Origin of the sequence: Bacillus sp. FSL K6-0138, assembly GCF_037982765.1 — a bacterium.
Lineage (GTDB): Bacteria > Bacillota > Bacilli > Bacillales > Bacillaceae > Bacillus > Bacillus glycinifermentans.
In genome coordinates, this window is sequence record NZ_CP150286.1 from 2,042,079 (window position 1) to 2,058,638 (window position 16,560).

Below are 16,560 nucleotides of genomic sequence, written 5' to 3' on the forward strand. Positions count from 1 at the left end.
AAAAATCTCCTATCATAAAATAGGAGATTTTTTTGATTTGCCGGACATGACAGGAGTTGAACGGAACATGAAAGAAGAAAAAGTGATCATTATCGGCGGCGGCCCCTGCGGGCTTTCAGCGGCCATCGCGATGCAGCAAATCGGAATAGAGCCCCTCGTTATTGAAAAGGGAAATATTGTGGACAGCATTTACCGTTATCCTACGCATCAAACCTTTTTCAGCTCCAGCGAAAAGCTGGAGATCGGAGATGTTGCATTTATTACCGAAAACCGCAAACCGGTCAGAAATCAGGCCCTGTCCTATTACAGGGAAGTTGCCAAACGGAAAAATATAAGAGTCAATGCTTTCGAAAAAGTTCATTCCGTAACAAAAACGGAAGATAACCGGTTTTTAGTCGAGACGTCGAAGGATGCGTATTTGGCCTCGTTTTGCATCGTGGCGACGGGATACTACGATAACCCGAACTATATGAACGTGCCGGGTGAAGATCTGCCTAAGGTTTTTCATTATTTTAAAGAAGCTCATCCTTATTTTGATAAAGACGTTGCAGTCATCGGCGGAAAAAATTCAAGCGTTGACGCGGCAATGGAGCTGGTCAAAGCCGGTGCGCGCGTGACCGTTTTATACAGGGGAACGGAATACTCCTCAAGCATTAAGCCGTGGATTCTTCCCGAATTCGTATCCCTTGTCAATCACGGGAAAATACGGATGGAGTTTCGTGCGGTCGTCAAGGAAATTACAGAGGATCAGCTGACTTTTACCATTGATTCAAAAGAAGAAATCACCATCAAAAACGATTTTGTGTTTGCGATGACGGGTTATCATCCGGATCACAGTTTTCTAAAGAAAATGGGGGTTCAGATTGATGCAGAATCAGGCCGTCCGTTTTTCAATGAAGAAACGATGGAAACGAATGAAAAAGGCATTTTCATCGCCGGCGTCATCGCTGCCGGAAACAATGCAAACGAAATTTTTATCGAAAACGGGCGCTTCCACGGCGGACTGATCGCTGCAGAAATCGCCAAACGGATATAAAAAGGAAGAGAGCATATTCTATATTTAGATGTGCTCTCTCTTTTTTTGCAGCAGCACAGATTATGACGCAAAGGGGCATCCGAAGATGAAACATAAAGTCGCTCTCATTACGACAGGCGGAACGATCGCAAGCCGGAAAACCGAAAGCGGGAGGCTTGCGGCAGGCGCCATAAGCGGGACGGAGCTGGCCCGGATCTGCAAGCTTCCGGAAGATGTACAAGTTGACGTATATCCGGCATTGCAGCTTCCGAGCATGCACATTACATTTCACGACCTGCTGAAGCTGAAAAGCACGATAGAAAAGGCTTTCGAAGACGAAACGTATGATGGAGCCGTCGTCACGCACGGAACTGATTCGCTTGAAGAAACCGCCTACTTTCTCGATTTAACGATCAGCGATGACCGTCCGGTCGTCGTCACCGGCTCGCAGCGGCCGCCGGAAGAGCAGGGCAGCGACGCATATACGAATATCAGGCATGCTGTTTATACGGCATGCAGTCAGGATATAAAAGGAGCCGGAACGGTTGTCGTTTTCAATGAACGGATTTTCAATGCACGCTATGTCAAAAAGGTTCATGCGTCAAACCTTCAAGGCTTCGACGTATTCGGATTCGGATACTTTGGGATCATTGACAATGACAAAGTGTACGTCTATCAGAAACCGCTAAGGCGGGACGTCCATCGTCTAAAAAAACCTCTCCCTGTCGTCGACATCGTGAAAAGCTATCTTGACGCGGACGGGAAATTCATACGTGCTGCCGCTCAAGAAGGTGCTGCCGAAATCGTCCTTGAAGGCGTCGGAAGGGGACAGGTCACCCCGGAAATGGTGGCTGATATAGAGGCTGCTTTAAACAAGGGCATTCATATCGTGATCACGACGAGCGCGGAGGAAGGAGAAGTCTATACGACATACGACTATGTCGGCAGCAGCTATGATCTGGTGAAAAAAGGCGTCATTCTCGGAAAAGATTACGATAGCAAAAAAGCGAGAATAAAATTGGCGGTTCTTTTGGCCAGCTATGACAGCGGCATTAAAGACAGGTTTTGTTATTAGCCGCTGAATCCTTATCGATTTCAAAACATTGTGAATCATGGTAGGATAGAATGAGAAGAAAAGGAAAGAGGTTTCTCATGTTCGGAATTATCTCCGCAGGCGTCGCTCCCGGAATCGCATTGCTGATGTATTTCTACTTAAAGGAAAAGTACGAAACAGAGCCTATTCAAATGGTCATACGCCTTTTTATAGTAGGGGTTTTGCTCGTCTTTCCGACGATGTTTATCCAGTATGTTTTGGAAAAAGAAAATATTTCTGAGAGCAATTTTGTTATTTTTTTATCTTCCGGATTTTTGGAAGAATTTTTAAAATGGTTTTTGCTCATGTTCAGCGTCTACCAGCATGCCAATTTTGATGAACATTATGATGGAATCATGTACGGGACAAGCCTTTCGCTCGGGTTTGCCACATTGGAAAACATTCTGTACTTAATCGGAAACGGCGTCGAACACGCGTTCATGCGAGCGCTGCTTCCTGTATCAAGCCATGCTTTATTCGGCGTTATTATGGGCTTTTATATCGGCAAAGCCCGTTTTTCAAAAAGGAAGAAGCAGGCCGAGTGGCTTTGTCTGTCGCTTTTTATACCTGCCGCGCTTCACGGTCTCTATGACTACATCCTGCTGGCCCTCAGAAATTGGATTTATTTTATGCTTCCCTTTATGGCGTTTCTCTGGTGGTTCGGCCTCAGAAAAGCAAAAAAAGCACGTTCCGTCAATGTCGGAGAGCGTCCGCTCGATCTTTAAGCCGCCTGATAGAGGCGGCTTTTTTATTTTGCAAAACAAACAGTATCACCAGATTTTAATGGTGCTGAAACAGAAAGGAAAGCGTGTATAAAATCTGCCTCTCTACAAAAGATATGGGTACAAAAATGCTGGAGGAGGCTTAAACATGAAGTCGAAAGGTTCTTTTTGTTTGAATGTCATTTTTTGTACGATGATGGCAGTAAGTCTTTCACTTCCATTCAGTCAAAAAAGCTCCGCCTTTACTGAACAGGTTATACAGCGGGGGGCGACAGGGGATGATGTGATCGAACTTCAGGCAAGGCTTCAATATAACGGCTATTATAATGGCAAAATCGACGGTGTGTACGGATGGGCGACTTACTGGGCTGTCCGGAATTTTCAGGACCGGTTTGGATTAAAGGAAACAGACGGTCTTGTCGGACCGAAAACAAAACAACATTTAGTCAATACGACAAAATACTACAGCGCTTATGTGCATGAGCAGATTAGAAAAGGGAATAAGTTTACGCATTACGGTAGCATTCCGCTGAAATACCAGACGAAGCCTTCGAAAGAGGTGCAGCAGCAGGCGAGAAAAAGAGCGGAGGCCGGACAGCGCCAGCAGGCGGCGCCGAAGCAGTATGCGGCGCAAAAACAGCAGCAGAAGCAGGCGGCACCGGCGCCGAAGCAGGCAGCGCCAAAGCAGCAGAAAAAACAGGCGGCTCCGAAAAAATACGATGCCGCTGCGGCCAACATGCCGGGGGGTTTTTCAAGCAATGACATCAACCTGTTGGCGAAGGCGGTTTACGGCGAGGCACGCGGTGAGCCGTACGACGGCCAGGTTGCGGTTGCGGCTGTTATTTTAAACAGGATCAACAGTCCGATTTTCCCGGATTCGGTTGCTGGCGTTATTTTCGAGCCGCTTGCCTTCACTTCCGTAGCCGACGGTCAGATCTATATGACGCCGGATAAAACCGCGAAAAAAGCCGTGTTGGATGCCATCAATGGATGGGACCCTTCAGAAAATGCCTTATACTATTTCAACCCTGACACGGCCACAAGTCCGTGGATATGGGGAAGACCGCAAATTAAACGGATAGGCAAACACATTTTCTGTGAATAAAAGCGAGGTGTTATAAATGATCAGAGGGATTTTAATCGCCATTTTAGGAGTCGCCATCGTCGGAACGAGCTACTGGGGCTATAAAGAACACCAGGAGAAAGACGCTGTTCTGTTACATGCCGAAAACAATTATCAGCGGGCATTCCACGATTTAACGTATCAGGTGGACAAGCTCCACGATCAAATCGGCAGCACGCTTGCCATGAACAGCAAAAAAACCCTTTCCCCTGCATTGGCGGAAGTCTGGAGAACGACGTCTGAAGCGCACAACAACGTCAGCCAGCTTCCCCTTACATTAATGCCGTTTAACAAAACGGAAGATTTTTTGGCGAGCGTAGGGGATTTCAGCTATAAAACAGCGGTGCGCGACCTTGATAAAGAGCCGCTGAATAAAAAAGAGTACGCATCTTTAAACAAGCTTTATGAAAAATCGAAAGATATCCAGGACGAACTGCGCAGTGTCCAGCATAAGATCATGGGCAATAATTTGAGGTGGATGGACGTTGAGCTTGCGCTTGCATCAGGCCAAAAACAAAGCGACAACACGATTATTGACGGCTTCAAAACGGTGGAAAAAACCGCAAACGGGTTCTCAGAATCCGATTTTGGCCCGGCAACGATGACAAACGTGAAAAAAGAAGAACAAGGGTACAACCATTTAAAAGGGAATAAAATAACCCAAGCCGAGGCGAAAAAGATTGCGCAAAAGTTTGCACCGGATAAAAACTATAACATTAAAGTAGCGAAAAGCGGCAAGAGGACGAACAAGGACGTCTACACGGTCAGCATGCAGGATCCCGACCAAAAATCCGATATTTATATGGACATCACCGCAAAAGGCGGATATCCTGTTTACCTGATTCAAAACAAAAAAATCAAAGATCAAAAAATCAGTTTGAACGATGCATCAAACCGCGCGCTTCAATTTTTGAAAAAGAACGGCTATGAGACACGCGATCTCAAAATGGATGAAAGCTCGCAATACGACGGTGTCGGCGTTTTTTCATTCGTTCCCGTTCAAAACGGCGTGTGGCTCTATCCTGACAGCATCCGCATGAAGGTCGCACTCGACGACGGGGAAATCGTCGGTTTTTCCGCGAAGGATTTTCTGACTGCCCACAGAAAAAGGAATCTTCCGAAACCGAAATTAACGCCGGAAAAAGCGAAAGCGAAGCTGAATTCGAATGTAAAGGTTCAGGAAACGCGCCTTGCCCTGATTACAAATGAAGCTTCCCAGGAAGTCCTGTGCTACGAATTTCTCGGGACGATCGAAAACGACACATTCCGCATGTTCCTCAATGCGAATGACGGCACTGAAGAAAAAATCGAAAAGATGAAAAATGTAGAACCGATATATAAAAGTTTGTAAAAACGAAAGGAAAAGGCGGTCAGGTGCCTTTTCCTTTTTGGCATTCGGAATAATTAGCCCTGAACATTTCCATACTGAAGGTATGGAGGCCCGTTAACGGCCCTGCGATATTCGATGGAGGAATTCTATGAAAACATTTGAGCGTTTATTATTAAAACTGCTCGTCGTTCAAGGCGTTGTTCTATTATGCGTACAGCTTCTTTTTCATTTTTCACAGGCTGAACCGTATTTGTCGAAGGTTGTGCAGTATGAAGGCGTAAATAAAACGAATATCGGCGAATGGATCGAGACATTTAAGCCGTAATTCGTATGAAAATCTCCCCTTTTTCGCTTAGAACATGATACAATCCTATAAGGAGTACCAGAGAGCAAGGAGAGGAATTATGGAAAAGAAATTATGTATCGCAATCGACGGTCCAGCCGCAGCCGGAAAAAGCACCGTGGCAAAAATCGTGGCCCGCAAAAAGTCTTATGTTTACATCGACACCGGCGCCATGTACCGGGCCATTACGTATTTGGCGCTGCAAAAAGGCGTGGATCTGAATGATGAGGCAGCCTTGACAGAGCTGCTCCAAAAATCGGCAATCGATCTTACGGTTTCCGAAGATGGGGCGCAGAAGGTATATATTGCGGGCGAGGATGTAACTGAAGCGATCCGGACGGACGAAGTCAGCAACCAGGTTTCCATTGTCGCCAAGCACAGAGGAATCCGCGAAGAGATGACGAAAAGGCAGCAGCAGCTTGCCGAAAAAGGCGGAGTCGTCATGGACGGCCGCGATATCGGAACCCACGTCCTCCCTGATGCAGAGGTGAAAATTTTCCTGCTGGCATCAGTCGAAGAACGGGCAAAACGCCGCTTTGAAGAAAACGTCAAAAAGGGGTACAATGTGAATTATGAAACGCTTGCAGAGGAGATCCGGCGGCGCGATAAACTCGATTCCGAGCGGGAGATTTCCCCGCTGAAAAAAGCGGATGACGCGCTCGAAATCGACACGACTTCATTGTCCATCGATGAAGTGGCCGGGAAAATCCTGCAAATTGTAGACAAAAAGGCTCAAAAATAAAAAAATCGGGCAAATTATTTTTTGTCCGCATGTTTTGACTTGACAAACACATGCTTTTATTAGAAGTTAGTAATAATAAATCATTTTATAGAACATTCAAAATATCCATTTTTGAATGGTTCTTTAATACATATTCGGCTGTCCGGATTGATGTGACATTCAGTTCGGTATAACCGTTTTACAAAAGCTGTGCAGGTTTGGACCAAGGAGGTTATTGAAATGACAGAGGAAATGAATCAAATTGATGTTCAAGTACCAGAGGTTGGAGATGTGGTGAAGGGAATTGTGACAAAAGTTGAGGACAAGCATGTTGACGTTGACATTCCCAACTGCAAACAAACCGGCATTATTCCAATCAGTGAATTATCAAGTCTTCATGTTGAAAAAGCATCAGATGTCGTCAAGGTAGACGATGAGCTTGAATTAAAAGTAACAAAAGTGGAAGACGACGCTTTGATTTTATCTAAACGTGCTGTTGATGCAGACCGCGCTTGGGAAGACCTAGAGAAAAAGTTTGAGTCAAAAGAAGTTTTTGAAGCCGAAGTAAAAGACGTCGTCAAAGGCGGTCTTGTCGTTGATATAGGCGTGCGCGGGTTTATTCCTGCATCACTTGTCGAAGCGCATTTTGTGGAAGACTTTACGGATTATAAAGGAAAGACCCTTTCGCTGATCGTCGTTGAGCTTGACAGAGATAAAAACCGCGTGATTTTGTCACACCGTGCGGTTGTTGAAAAAGAACAGTCAGAAAAGAAACAGGAATTCCTGCAAACGCTTGAAGCAGGGCAGGTTCTTGAAGGAAAGGTTCAGCGCCTGACAGACTTCGGTGCTTTCGTTGACATCGGCGGCATTGACGGACTTGTTCATATTTCCCAGCTTTCACATTCCCATGTTGAAAAGCCGTCAGACGTCGTTGAAGAAGGACAGGAAGTAAAAGTGAAAGTGCTCTCCGTCGACCGCGACAACGAACGGATTTCGCTGTCCATTAAAGAAACGCTTCCCGGACCATGGGCCAATATCGGTGAAAAAGTGAAGCCGGGAGACATTCTTGACGGAAAAGTTCAGCGCTTGGTAAGCTTCGGGGCATTCGTAGAAGTGCTTCCTGGCGTTGAAGGACTCGTTCATATTTCCCAAATTTCAAATAAACACATCGGAACGCCTCACGAAGTGCTTGAAGAGGGTCAAGACGTGAAAGTCAAAGTTCTTGACGTCAATGAAGCGGAAGAGCGGATTTCTTTAAGCATGAAAGAGCTCGAAGAAAACGATAAGACAGAGCAGGAAGACTACCGCCAATACCAGGCGAAGGAAGAGTCTTCAGGCTTCCAGCTCGGAGAAATTTTCGGAGATAAGCTGAATAAACTAAAATAAATTGGTGATGATGGTGACGCGAGCAGAGAGAAAAAAAGCACACATTGAACACGCCCTGTCCACGGGACAAAAGCGCCTGACAGGGTTCGATGATATCACGTTTGTTCACGTCAGCCTTCCGGAAACGGCATTGTCACAAATTGATACCGCAACAAAAATAGGCGAACTGTTCTTAAGTTCGCCTATTTTTATCAATGCGATGACAGGCGGAGGAGGACAGACTACGCTTGAGATCAACAGAGCGCTGGCTAGAGCCGCTGCAGAAACGAACATACCGGTTGCTGTCGGATCGCAAATGTCCGCTTTGAAAGACCCCGGCGAACGGCCTTCTTATGAGGTTGTCAGAAAGGAAAACCAGAAGGGCCTCGTTTTCGCTAATTTAGGAAGCGAAGCGACGGTAGAACAGGCGCAAAGAGCAGTAGATATGATCGAAGCAGACATGCTTCAGATTCATCTCAATGTCATTCAGGAAATCGTGATGCCGGAAGGTGACCGCAGCTTTTCCGGACGACTGCGCCGAATTGAGGAGATTTGCAGCACTGTCGGCGTCCCCGTGTCTGTAAAGGAAGTCGGATTCGGGATGAGCAGGGAAACAGCCGCCAAGCTGTTTGAGGCGGGGGCTGCTGCGGTTGATGTCGGCGGCTACGGCGGAACGAATTTTTCTGAAATCGAAAATTTGCGCAGGGATAAAGCGGTTGATTTTTTTAACCAATGGGGCATATCAACGGCTGCCAGCATTGCAGAGGTGAGTTCCGCTTTTCAGAACCGGGCGGTGATCGCCTCAGGAGGAATTCAAAACGCCCTTGACCTTGCAAAATCGATCGCCTTAGGAGCTTCGGCGGCCGGAATGGCCGGATATTTCCTTAAAGTGCTGACATCGTCCGGCGAGGATGCTTTAGTTAAAGAAATCGCCGGCCTCATAAAGGATCTCAAAAGAATCATGACGGTATTGGGCTGCCGAACGATAGAAGAGCTAAAAAAATCCCCTCTCGTTTTAAAAGGGGATACGTATCATTGGCTGAAAGCAAGGGGAATCGACCCTTCAACCTACAGCATGCGTTAAGCCGTGTACCGTGAGACATTGTAAAACTCCTCCATGCGCTGACAAGAGGCAAAGCAGCGTACGGAGGAGTTTTTTTGTTTATCGGAACCGCATAAGGAATCTGCCTGTCATCACGGGCGGATCAAACCTTAGGACGTCGGCCGTTTATGGATTTCGCCTGCGCGCTTCTTCTGCGCTTTCAAGAGCGGTAGCCCCATTATGGCTGATGGACTGATCGCGGTCAGATTCGGTGCGCCTTTGTTTCTTCAATTTCTTTTCCTGCCTGTCTTTTCCCAACGTATGACCCTCCTTATCGATGTTTAAAATGTCTTTCATCCCCCCATACTAAACATGGAGGATGAAATGATGGAAGAATTCTATTATTATTGGTCGATGTGGTTTTTGTGGGTTTTGACCACTTTTATTCTTGAGAAAAACAAAACCCGTTTTTTTACCTCGGCATTTATTTTGCTCAACATCATTTTAAGTATGTATCAGGTGCGACTCGTCTTGTTTTTTAATGCCGCCTATTTGCTGTTTTACGCCGGTGCTTATATGCTCGGCGGGTATGCGGCGATCCATAAAAACATGAGGTGCTTGCTTTTGCATCTTTCAATGGTGTTTGCTTACGGATTTTTGTTTCTTTTTGCATTATATGATCCTGTTTGGTTTATCCTAAAGCCTGAGTGGCTGATCATCATCCTGTTTGTGATCATGACCGCGGCATTTGAAAAAAGCTTCGTGAACCGCCTGGCGCTGTTTGTGCTCGGAATGTGCCAGGGAGAGCTGCTGTATTCGCTCATCATTAGGAAGCTTTATGATGGCATGGTTGTCGGAGGATATTCGTGGCTTTCAATGTGTTCGGCGGGCATTGTTTTGCTTTACGGCGTCTCCCAGTACGAACGTCTCGTCCATCAGATTCACCAAAAATGGAAGCGATTGAACAAAGGAGCAACAAAAATGTCATGAGTCAATTTACCTATCCGATCATCCTCGGTATTATCGCCGGGATTGTCGTCAGAGTGTATATGCTGAGGACGGATTACCGCCAGTATCCGACTTATCTTCATGGGAAAACGATACATATTGCCCAGGCGATGATCGCTGCTGCAATCGGAGCGGTCATCATTCCGTCCATTTTAAAATCGGATTATACAGCCATTACGTTTTTGACGCTGGCTGCGACCCAATTCCGGGATGTCCGCAATATGGAAAGGGAAACCTTGACACAGCTCGACGGCTATGAGCTCGTATCAAGAGGGAGCACGTACATAGAAGGGATTGCGATCGCTTTTGAAAGCAGGAATTACATCGTCATTTTTACATCGCTTCTGACGACTTTGGCATACATCCTTTTTAAATCCGTATGGGCCGGGCTTGGGACGGCGCTCATCTGTATTATCATCGGCCGAATCTTGATGTCAGGAAGTTTTATTAAGCATATTGCAGACATTGAACATAAACCGTTGCACTTTGACGGCCAGGGGCTTTATGTAGACGATATTTACATTATGAACATCGGGATTCCCGAAAAGCAAAAGCTCATTTTGGAGCACGGAATGGGCTTTGTCCTGAAACCGAAAAATTTTAATTCAGCCGTCACCCTCGCAAATCTCGGACAGCGGCAGGCTATCTTGTTTGATGTGTCAAATGTGCTCGGGGTGTACCGCGATTCTGGCGAGCCGTCCCTTACGCCTTTGGCAAAAAGGGATTTAAATGACGGACGGGTTGCGATTTTCGTTCTTCCTGCCATTAAGGATAAAAAGACGGCCATCAGGGTGATCGGGGACGTTCCGACGCTGGAAAACGCGATACGCCTCCCGATGGAGTTTATAAAAGAAAAGCATGGTAAGGTGATCCGATGAGCGATTCGATTTCACTTCAAAACTATATTTTGGCGGTCGTCACGACAAGGAAGGACCGCGTCATTGGCGGAACAGCCGTGTTTTATTGCGATGATGCCGAAGAAATGAACAAGTATGCCAAAAATCTTGAAGCCATTCTAGACGGAATCGCTCACGGGATAGGAGATGACCTCTTTTTGATTGTGAAACATTTTTAATTAGAGTTGTGATCTCTTTAGAAATTGATATAATATATGAGTTAAGCCCTTCTGTATAAGAAAAGAAGGGTTTCTTTCTTCACGATGAATATGAGAACACGATCATTGAAAAGAATGCTTTGAAGAGACTTGAAAGGAAGGGTACTATGGGAAAACCTGTCGTAGCCATAGTTGGAAGGCCCAATGTTGGGAAGTCCACAATCTTTAACAGGATTGCGGGTGAAAGAATTTCGATTGTGGAAGATACACCCGGTGTGACCCGGGATCGGATATACAGCTCGGCCGAATGGCTGAACCATGACTTTAATCTGATTGATACCGGCGGAATCGAAGTCGGAGATGAGCCGTTTTTGGCGCAGATTCGCCACCAGGCTGAAATCGCCATCGAGGAAGCCGATGTGATTATTTTTATGACAAACGGACGCGAGGGTGTCACAGCGGCCGATGAAGAGGTGGCCAAGATCTTATACCGGACAAAAAAACCGGTCGTTCTGGCGGTCAATAAAGTCGATAACCCGGAAATGAGAGCGAACATTTACGATTTTTACTCGCTCGGCTTTGGCGAGCCGTATCCGATTTCCGGTACGCACGGTCTCGGTCTCGGCGATTTGCTTGACGCTGTCAGCGAGCATTTTAAAAACTTGCCTGAGACGAAATACGATGATGAAGTGATTCAATTTTGCCTGATCGGACGTCCGAACGTCGGCAAATCGTCGCTTGTCAACGCCATGCTTGGGGAAGAGCGCGTCATCGTAAGCAATATTGCCGGAACGACGCGGGACGCCGTTGACACGAAATTTACGTACAATCAGCGCGAATTCGTCATCGTTGACACCGCCGGAATGAGGAAAAAAGGAAAGGTATATGAGTCAACAGAAAAATACAGCGTTCTCAGGGCGTTAAAGGCGATCGACCGTTCAGACGTCGTAGCTGTCGTCTTGGATGGCGAGGAAGGCATTATTGAGCAGGATAAGCGGATTGCCGGCTATGCCCACGAAGCCGGGAAAGCCGTCGTTATCGTTGTAAACAAATGGGACGCTGTGGAAAAAGACGAGCGTACGATGAAGGAATTTGAACAAAATGTCAGGGAACATTTTCAATTTTTAGACTATGCGCCTGTTTTGTTCATGTCCGCATTGACCAAAAAGCGGATCCATACATTGATGCCCGCCATCGTCACGGCAAGCGAAAACCACGCGATGAGGGTGCAAACCAACATCCTTAATGATATTATTATGGATGCGGTCGCCATGAATCCGACGCCGACCCACAACGGGCAGCGCCTAAAGATTTATTATGCGACCCAAGTGTCGGTCAAGCCTCCGACTTTTGTCGTTTTTGTCAATGATCCGGAGCTTATGCACTTTTCTTATGAACGGTTTTTGGAAAACCGGATACGGGACGCATTCGGTTTTGAAGGAACACCCATCAAGATTTTTGCAAGAGCAAGAAAATAAAGAGGTGTAATGAAATGACTAAAGTAGCAATGCTAGGGGCCGGAAGCTGGGGAACAGCATTGGCGCTCGTTTTGGCGGACAACCAGTACGATGTGTGCGTATGGGGGCATCGCGAAGAACTGATACGGCAAATCAATGAACAGCATGAAAACAAAGACTACCTGCCAGGCGTCAAACTGCCTGAAAAGGTTTGCGGAACGACGGACTTGCAAACGGCATTGACCGATGTGAAAACGATCATCGTCGCCGTTCCGACGAAAGCGATCCGCGAAGTTCTAAAAAAGGCGATTCCTTTTATCAAACAAAAGGCAATTTTCGTCCATGTATCAAAAGGAATCGAGCCTGATACGCTGCTGAGAATTTCGGAGATGATGGAAGAGGAAATCCCTGAGGACATGAGGGAGGATATCGTCGTCCTTTCCGGCCCGAGCCATGCCGAAGAAGTCGGATTGAGACATCCGACAACTGTAACCGTTTCGGCGAAGAAATGCCTTGAATCTGCCCAGGCGGTACAGGATATGTTTATGAATCAGAATTTTCGCGTTTATACAAATCCGGATATCATCGGCGTTGAGATCGGCGGCGCATTAAAAAACGTCATTGCCCTTGCCGCGGGAATCGCAGACGGCCTCGGGTACGGTGATAATGCGAAAGCCGCGTTGATTACGAGAGGCCTGGCCGAAATTGCCCGTTTAGGCACGAAAATGGGCGGAAATCCGCTAACGTTTTCCGGACTTACGGGAATCGGAGACCTGATCGTCACCTGCACGAGTGTCCATTCACGAAATTGGCGCGCCGGTAATATGCTGGGTAAAGGCTTCAAACTTGAAGAAGTTCTGAATGAAATGGGGATGGTCGTTGAGGGGGTACGCACAACAAAGGCGGCATATCAGCTTGCAAAGAAGTATCATGTCAATATGCCGATTACAGAAGCCTTGCACAAGGTTTTGTTTGACGGCAAAAAAGTTGAGACTGCTGTCGAATCATTAATGGCAAGAGTCAAAACCCACGAGATGGAAGATCTTGTGAATACATTCGAAAACCAAATGAAATGACCGGCACACCATATTTTCCGCTCTCCTGCAGTTTGTTTTAAAAACTGAAACATTTTGGAGACCTGGGCAAGAGAGGATACATTTGTCCGAAGGCTTGCATAAAATAGAATCGAAGTCTGGAAGAGCTGTATCTTATCATTTGGGTTATATAGTCATCATTATCAAGCCTGAAGCAAAGTCCCCCTCTTTGCTTCAGGCTTTTTTTTGCGGTTTTTGTTGCGCTTCAAAAATTGGAAAAGCTGTTGAACTTCTGGTTTTTCTTATATAAAATGAAATATAACGCTTACATCGCAAGAGAATGATAGAGAAGGAGGGCTATTCGCGTGAGTGTCGGCATGTTAAAAATGTGGTTTGCCCTGGGATCGATGGGCCTGATGTTCTTAGCGGTGATCGCCATTTACATCAGCAGGTATAAATTTAAAAACCGTTTTTTGAAAATCGCCGCTTCGTTCCTGGCGTATACCTGCATGCTCATATCCGGCGTCATCGTCTTTATCGTTGTCTTCAGCGGCCCTGTCAATGACTAATGCTTAAAAGGAAGATCCATATGAAAAAAATAAACGCATTGCTCGCATTTATATTCACAGCAATATTGTTAAGCGGGTGTTTATACCCTGAAGAAAGAAAGGCGCAAAACAGCGTCCCCTATGAACAGCAGCTGAGCGAGGTGCAGGCGGCGGTAGATGAGTTCAGAAAGGCGACAGGAGGGCTTCTCCCGATTAAAACGAGAGATATGTCAGTTCCAATCTATCAAAAATACCCTATCGATTTTAACAGGCTGTCTCCGCGCTATTTGGCTGAACCGCCGGGCACTTCCTACGAAAACGGAGGGGAATATTTGTATGTTCTCGTAGACGTGGAACACAACCCGACTGTGAAGCTCATAGACGTCAAAATGTCCGAAGCAATCCGCGACCTGAAGCTCCGGGTCGACATGTACAAAGAACAGCACCGGTATCCTCCCTATCAAAAAGTCGTAGCCGAACATTTATTTATGCTTGATTATAAAAAACTGGGGCTGAAGGACGCGCCTTCGGTCACCAGTCCATTAACGGGCACCTCCCTTCCTCTTCTCGTCGATCAAAACGGCGACATCCAAGTGGATTACCGAGTGGATTTAGCCAAACTGATCGAAAAATCAGGGAAGACCGTCAAGCCGGGCGAGGAGATCCAGGACCTGATCTGGAAAGAAAGCCCCTTTGTACCTGCGTTTTCGGTGAAATATACAGTAAATGACAAGAATGAGCCGGTTTTTTTGCAGTAGAATGAATTAGTCATGAACCTTTCTCCATTGCATACAATAAGGAGAAAGGTTTTTTCATGCCTGCCGAAAAAATTTCCCTGAGCTGTCATATTGAAATAGGACAACGTCATACAATGTAGTGTCCTGTTTTTGAATGATGAAGAAGTGAAAAATTGAAAAGGATTGGAAGTCCGGGAGGGGATCACTTGGAAAAGGTCGATATTTTCAAGGATATCGCTGAACGAACAGGAGGCGATATATACTTAGGTGTCGTAGGAGCTGTCCGCACAGGAAAATCTACGTTTATTAAAAAATTTATGGAGCTAGTGGTGCTCCCGAATATCAACAATGAAGCAGACCGGGCGCGCGCGCAAGATGAGCTCCCCCAAAGCGCCGCTGGCAAAACCATCATGACAACAGAACCGAAGTTTGTTCCCAATCAGGCGATGTCAGTTCATGTCAGTGACGGACTCGATGTGAATATAAGACTTGTTGACTGTGTCGGCTACACGGTCCCTGGCGCAAAAGGATATGAAGACGAGAACGGACCGAGGATGATCAACACGCCTTGGTACGAGGAGCCGATTCCGTTCCACGAAGCGGCCGAAATCGGCACGAGAAAAGTAATTCAGGAGCATTCGACAATCGGTGTGGTCATTACGACCGACGGCACCATCGGAGAGATTCCGAGGCAGGATTACATCGAAGCTGAAGAAAGGGTGATCGATGAGCTAAAAGAAGTCGGAAAACCGTTTATCATGGTTATCAATTCGGTCCGCCCGTATCATCCGGAAACCGAAGCGCTCAGACGCGAACTGACGGAAAAGTATGACATCCCCGTCCTTGCTATGAGCGTGGAAAGCATGAGAGAAGCGGATGTTTTAAGCGTTCTGAGAGAAGCCCTTTACGAATTCCCGGTTCTCGAAGTCAATGTCAATCTGCCGAGCTGGGTTATGGTGCTGAAGGAAAATCACTGGCTGCGCGAAAACTATCAGGATTCCGTGAAAGAAACCGTCAAAGATATTAAAAGATTAAGAGACGTCGACCGCGTCGTCGGCCACTTCAGCGAATTCGATTTTATCGAGCGGGCGAGCCTCGCCGGCATTGAGATGGGGCAGGGGATCGCAGAGATCGATTTATACGCTCCGGACTATTTGTACGATGAAATTTTAAGGGAAGTCGTCGGCGTCGAAATCAGGGGGAAAGACCACCTTTTGCAGCTGATGCAGGATTTCGCCCATGCGAAGACGGAATATGACCAGGTGTCCGATGCTTTGAAAATGGTGAAGCAAACCGGCTATGGGATCGCTGCACCGGCATTGACCGACATGAGCCTTGACGAGCCGGAAATCATCAGGCAGGGATCGAGATTCGGAGTAAGGCTCAAAGCGGTAGCGCCTTCGATTCATATGATTAAAGTCGATGTCGAAAGCGAATTCGCGCCGATCATCGGAACGGAGAAGCAAAGCGAAGAGCTCGTCAGGTATTTAATGCAGGACTTTGAAGACGATCCGCTGTCGATCTGGAATTCTGACATTTTCGGAAGAAGCTTGAGCTCCATCGTCAGAGAAGGCATTCAGGCGAAGCTGTCCCTTATGCCGGAAAACGCAAGATACAAGCTGAAGGAGACGCTCGAACGAATCATCAATGAAGGCTCGGGCGGCTTGATTGCGATCATCTTATAAACAGGAAGGCCTCTTATCATACGGGAGGTCTTTTTTTGGCTTGAAAAAGGACGGATAGGCAGCTGGAAATTTAGTCAAGAAAATGATGAAAAAAGGAAAAACAGGAATATTTGTTCGTATGATTGTGCTTAAACCTTGACGAATAAGGGATCATAGCTTTAAAATGCTTGATATGGCTTATCATATGTGTTAATCTACATACAGAAAATCTTCACTTTATTGGACAATCGTTCCTCTGAACGTAAGATTTTCGCCGAAAGCCGTGAATCGCCTTTTCTATATT

General features: G+C 46.4%; 18 protein-coding genes. 17 read left to right on the forward strand and 1 reads right to left on the reverse strand.

Annotated elements, in window-relative coordinates; genetic code table 11:
* The first annotated feature begins 67 nt into the window (after positions 1–67).
* The 9 genes from MHB78_RS10780 (at position 68) to fni (ending at position 8,796) form a co-directional block, all read left to right on the forward strand.
* The gene (locus MHB78_RS10780) at positions 68–1,036 is read left to right on the forward strand and encodes a YpdA family putative bacillithiol disulfide reductase (protein WP_046129920.1); all 969 of its coding nucleotides are present in this window, start codon (positions 68–70) and stop codon (positions 1,034–1,036) included.
* An 85-nt stretch (positions 1,037–1,121) separates the two neighbouring features.
* Complete coding sequence (locus MHB78_RS10785) at positions 1,122–2,090, forward strand: asparaginase (RefSeq protein WP_046129856.1); 969 nt, start codon at positions 1,122–1,124, stop codon at positions 2,088–2,090.
* Positions 2,091–2,167: 77 nt separating this feature from the next.
* Positions 2,168–2,833, forward strand: coding sequence for a glutamic-type intramembrane protease PrsW (gene prsW, locus MHB78_RS10790; RefSeq protein WP_046129857.1), 666 nt, complete (start codon positions 2,168–2,170; stop codon positions 2,831–2,833).
* Between the two features lie 145 nt (positions 2,834–2,978).
* On the forward strand, positions 2,979–3,935 hold the full coding sequence (gene sleB / locus MHB78_RS10795; protein WP_046129858.1) for a spore cortex-lytic enzyme: 957 nt from the start codon (positions 2,979–2,981) through the stop codon (positions 3,933–3,935).
* 16 nt (positions 3,936–3,951) lie between these two features.
* On the forward strand, positions 3,952–5,304 hold the full coding sequence (gene ypeB, locus MHB78_RS10800) for a germination protein YpeB (protein ID WP_046129859.1): 1,353 nt from the start codon (positions 3,952–3,954) through the stop codon (positions 5,302–5,304).
* A 127-nt stretch (positions 5,305–5,431) separates the two neighbouring features.
* Entirely contained in the window at positions 5,432–5,608 is a 177-nt protein-coding gene (locus tag MHB78_RS10805; protein ID WP_099047052.1) for a DUF5359 family protein, read from the forward strand.
* A gap of 79 nt (positions 5,609–5,687) precedes the next feature.
* Positions 5,688–6,368 (forward strand): (d)CMP kinase, encoded by a 681-nt coding sequence (cmk, locus tag MHB78_RS10810; protein ID WP_046129860.1) that lies wholly within the window; start codon positions 5,688–5,690, stop codon positions 6,366–6,368.
* 219 nt (positions 6,369–6,587) lie between these two features.
* Entirely contained in the window at positions 6,588–7,733 is a 1,146-nt protein-coding gene (gene rpsA / locus MHB78_RS10815; RefSeq protein ID WP_046129861.1) for a 30S ribosomal protein S1, read from the forward strand.
* A gap of 13 nt (positions 7,734–7,746) precedes the next feature.
* The gene (fni, locus tag MHB78_RS10820; RefSeq protein ID WP_164918189.1) at positions 7,747–8,796 is read left to right on the forward strand and encodes a type 2 isopentenyl-diphosphate Delta-isomerase; all 1,050 of its coding nucleotides are present in this window, start codon (positions 7,747–7,749) and stop codon (positions 8,794–8,796) included.
* Positions 8,797–8,940: 144 nt separating this feature from the next.
* Here fni and MHB78_RS10825 read toward each other — a convergent pair whose 3' ends face one another.
* Positions 8,941–9,072 (reverse strand): YpzI family protein, encoded by a 132-nt coding sequence (locus tag MHB78_RS10825; protein WP_065894566.1) that lies wholly within the window; start codon positions 9,070–9,072, stop codon positions 8,941–8,943.
* Positions 9,073–9,141: 69 nt separating this feature from the next.
* Between MHB78_RS10825 and MHB78_RS10830 the strand changes: the two genes are divergently transcribed.
* The 8 genes from MHB78_RS10830 to spoIVA all read left to right on the forward strand — a co-directional run bounded on the left by MHB78_RS10830 (position 9,142) and on the right by spoIVA (position 16,277).
* A complete protein-coding gene (locus MHB78_RS10830) occupies positions 9,142–9,744 on the forward strand; it encodes a membrane protein (protein WP_046129862.1) in 603 nt (200 codons plus the stop codon).
* Positions 9,741–10,640 carry a YIEGIA family protein gene (locus MHB78_RS10835; RefSeq protein WP_046129863.1) on the forward strand — a complete coding sequence of 300 codons (900 nt, stop codon included), beginning with the start codon at positions 9,741–9,743 and terminating at the stop codon, positions 10,638–10,640. Before MHB78_RS10830 ends, MHB78_RS10835 begins: the two co-directional genes overlap by 4 nt.
* Positions 10,637–10,837 (forward strand): hypothetical protein, encoded by a 201-nt coding sequence (locus MHB78_RS10840; protein WP_046129864.1) that lies wholly within the window; start codon positions 10,637–10,639, stop codon positions 10,835–10,837. The genes MHB78_RS10835 and MHB78_RS10840 overlap by 4 nt, the downstream gene beginning before the upstream one ends.
* Before the next feature lie 146 nt (positions 10,838–10,983).
* Positions 10,984–12,294, forward strand: a complete 1,311-nt coding sequence (gene der, locus MHB78_RS10845) for a ribosome biogenesis GTPase Der (RefSeq protein WP_046129865.1) — start codon at positions 10,984–10,986, stop codon at positions 12,292–12,294.
* A gap of 14 nt (positions 12,295–12,308) precedes the next feature.
* Positions 12,309–13,349 carry an NAD(P)H-dependent glycerol-3-phosphate dehydrogenase gene (locus tag MHB78_RS10850; RefSeq protein ID WP_046129866.1) on the forward strand — a complete coding sequence of 347 codons (1,041 nt, stop codon included), beginning with the start codon at positions 12,309–12,311 and terminating at the stop codon, positions 13,347–13,349.
* A gap of 323 nt (positions 13,350–13,672) precedes the next feature.
* The gene (locus MHB78_RS10855) at positions 13,673–13,876 is read left to right on the forward strand and encodes a DUF2768 domain-containing protein (protein ID WP_046129867.1); all 204 of its coding nucleotides are present in this window, start codon (positions 13,673–13,675) and stop codon (positions 13,874–13,876) included.
* A 20-nt stretch (positions 13,877–13,896) separates the two neighbouring features.
* Positions 13,897–14,613, forward strand: coding sequence for a hypothetical protein (locus MHB78_RS10860; RefSeq protein ID WP_046129868.1), 717 nt, complete (start codon positions 13,897–13,899; stop codon positions 14,611–14,613).
* Between the two features lie 185 nt (positions 14,614–14,798).
* Entirely contained in the window at positions 14,799–16,277 is a 1,479-nt protein-coding gene (spoIVA, locus tag MHB78_RS10865) for a stage IV sporulation protein A (RefSeq protein WP_046129869.1), read from the forward strand.
* Positions 16,278–16,560 lie beyond the last annotated feature (283 nt).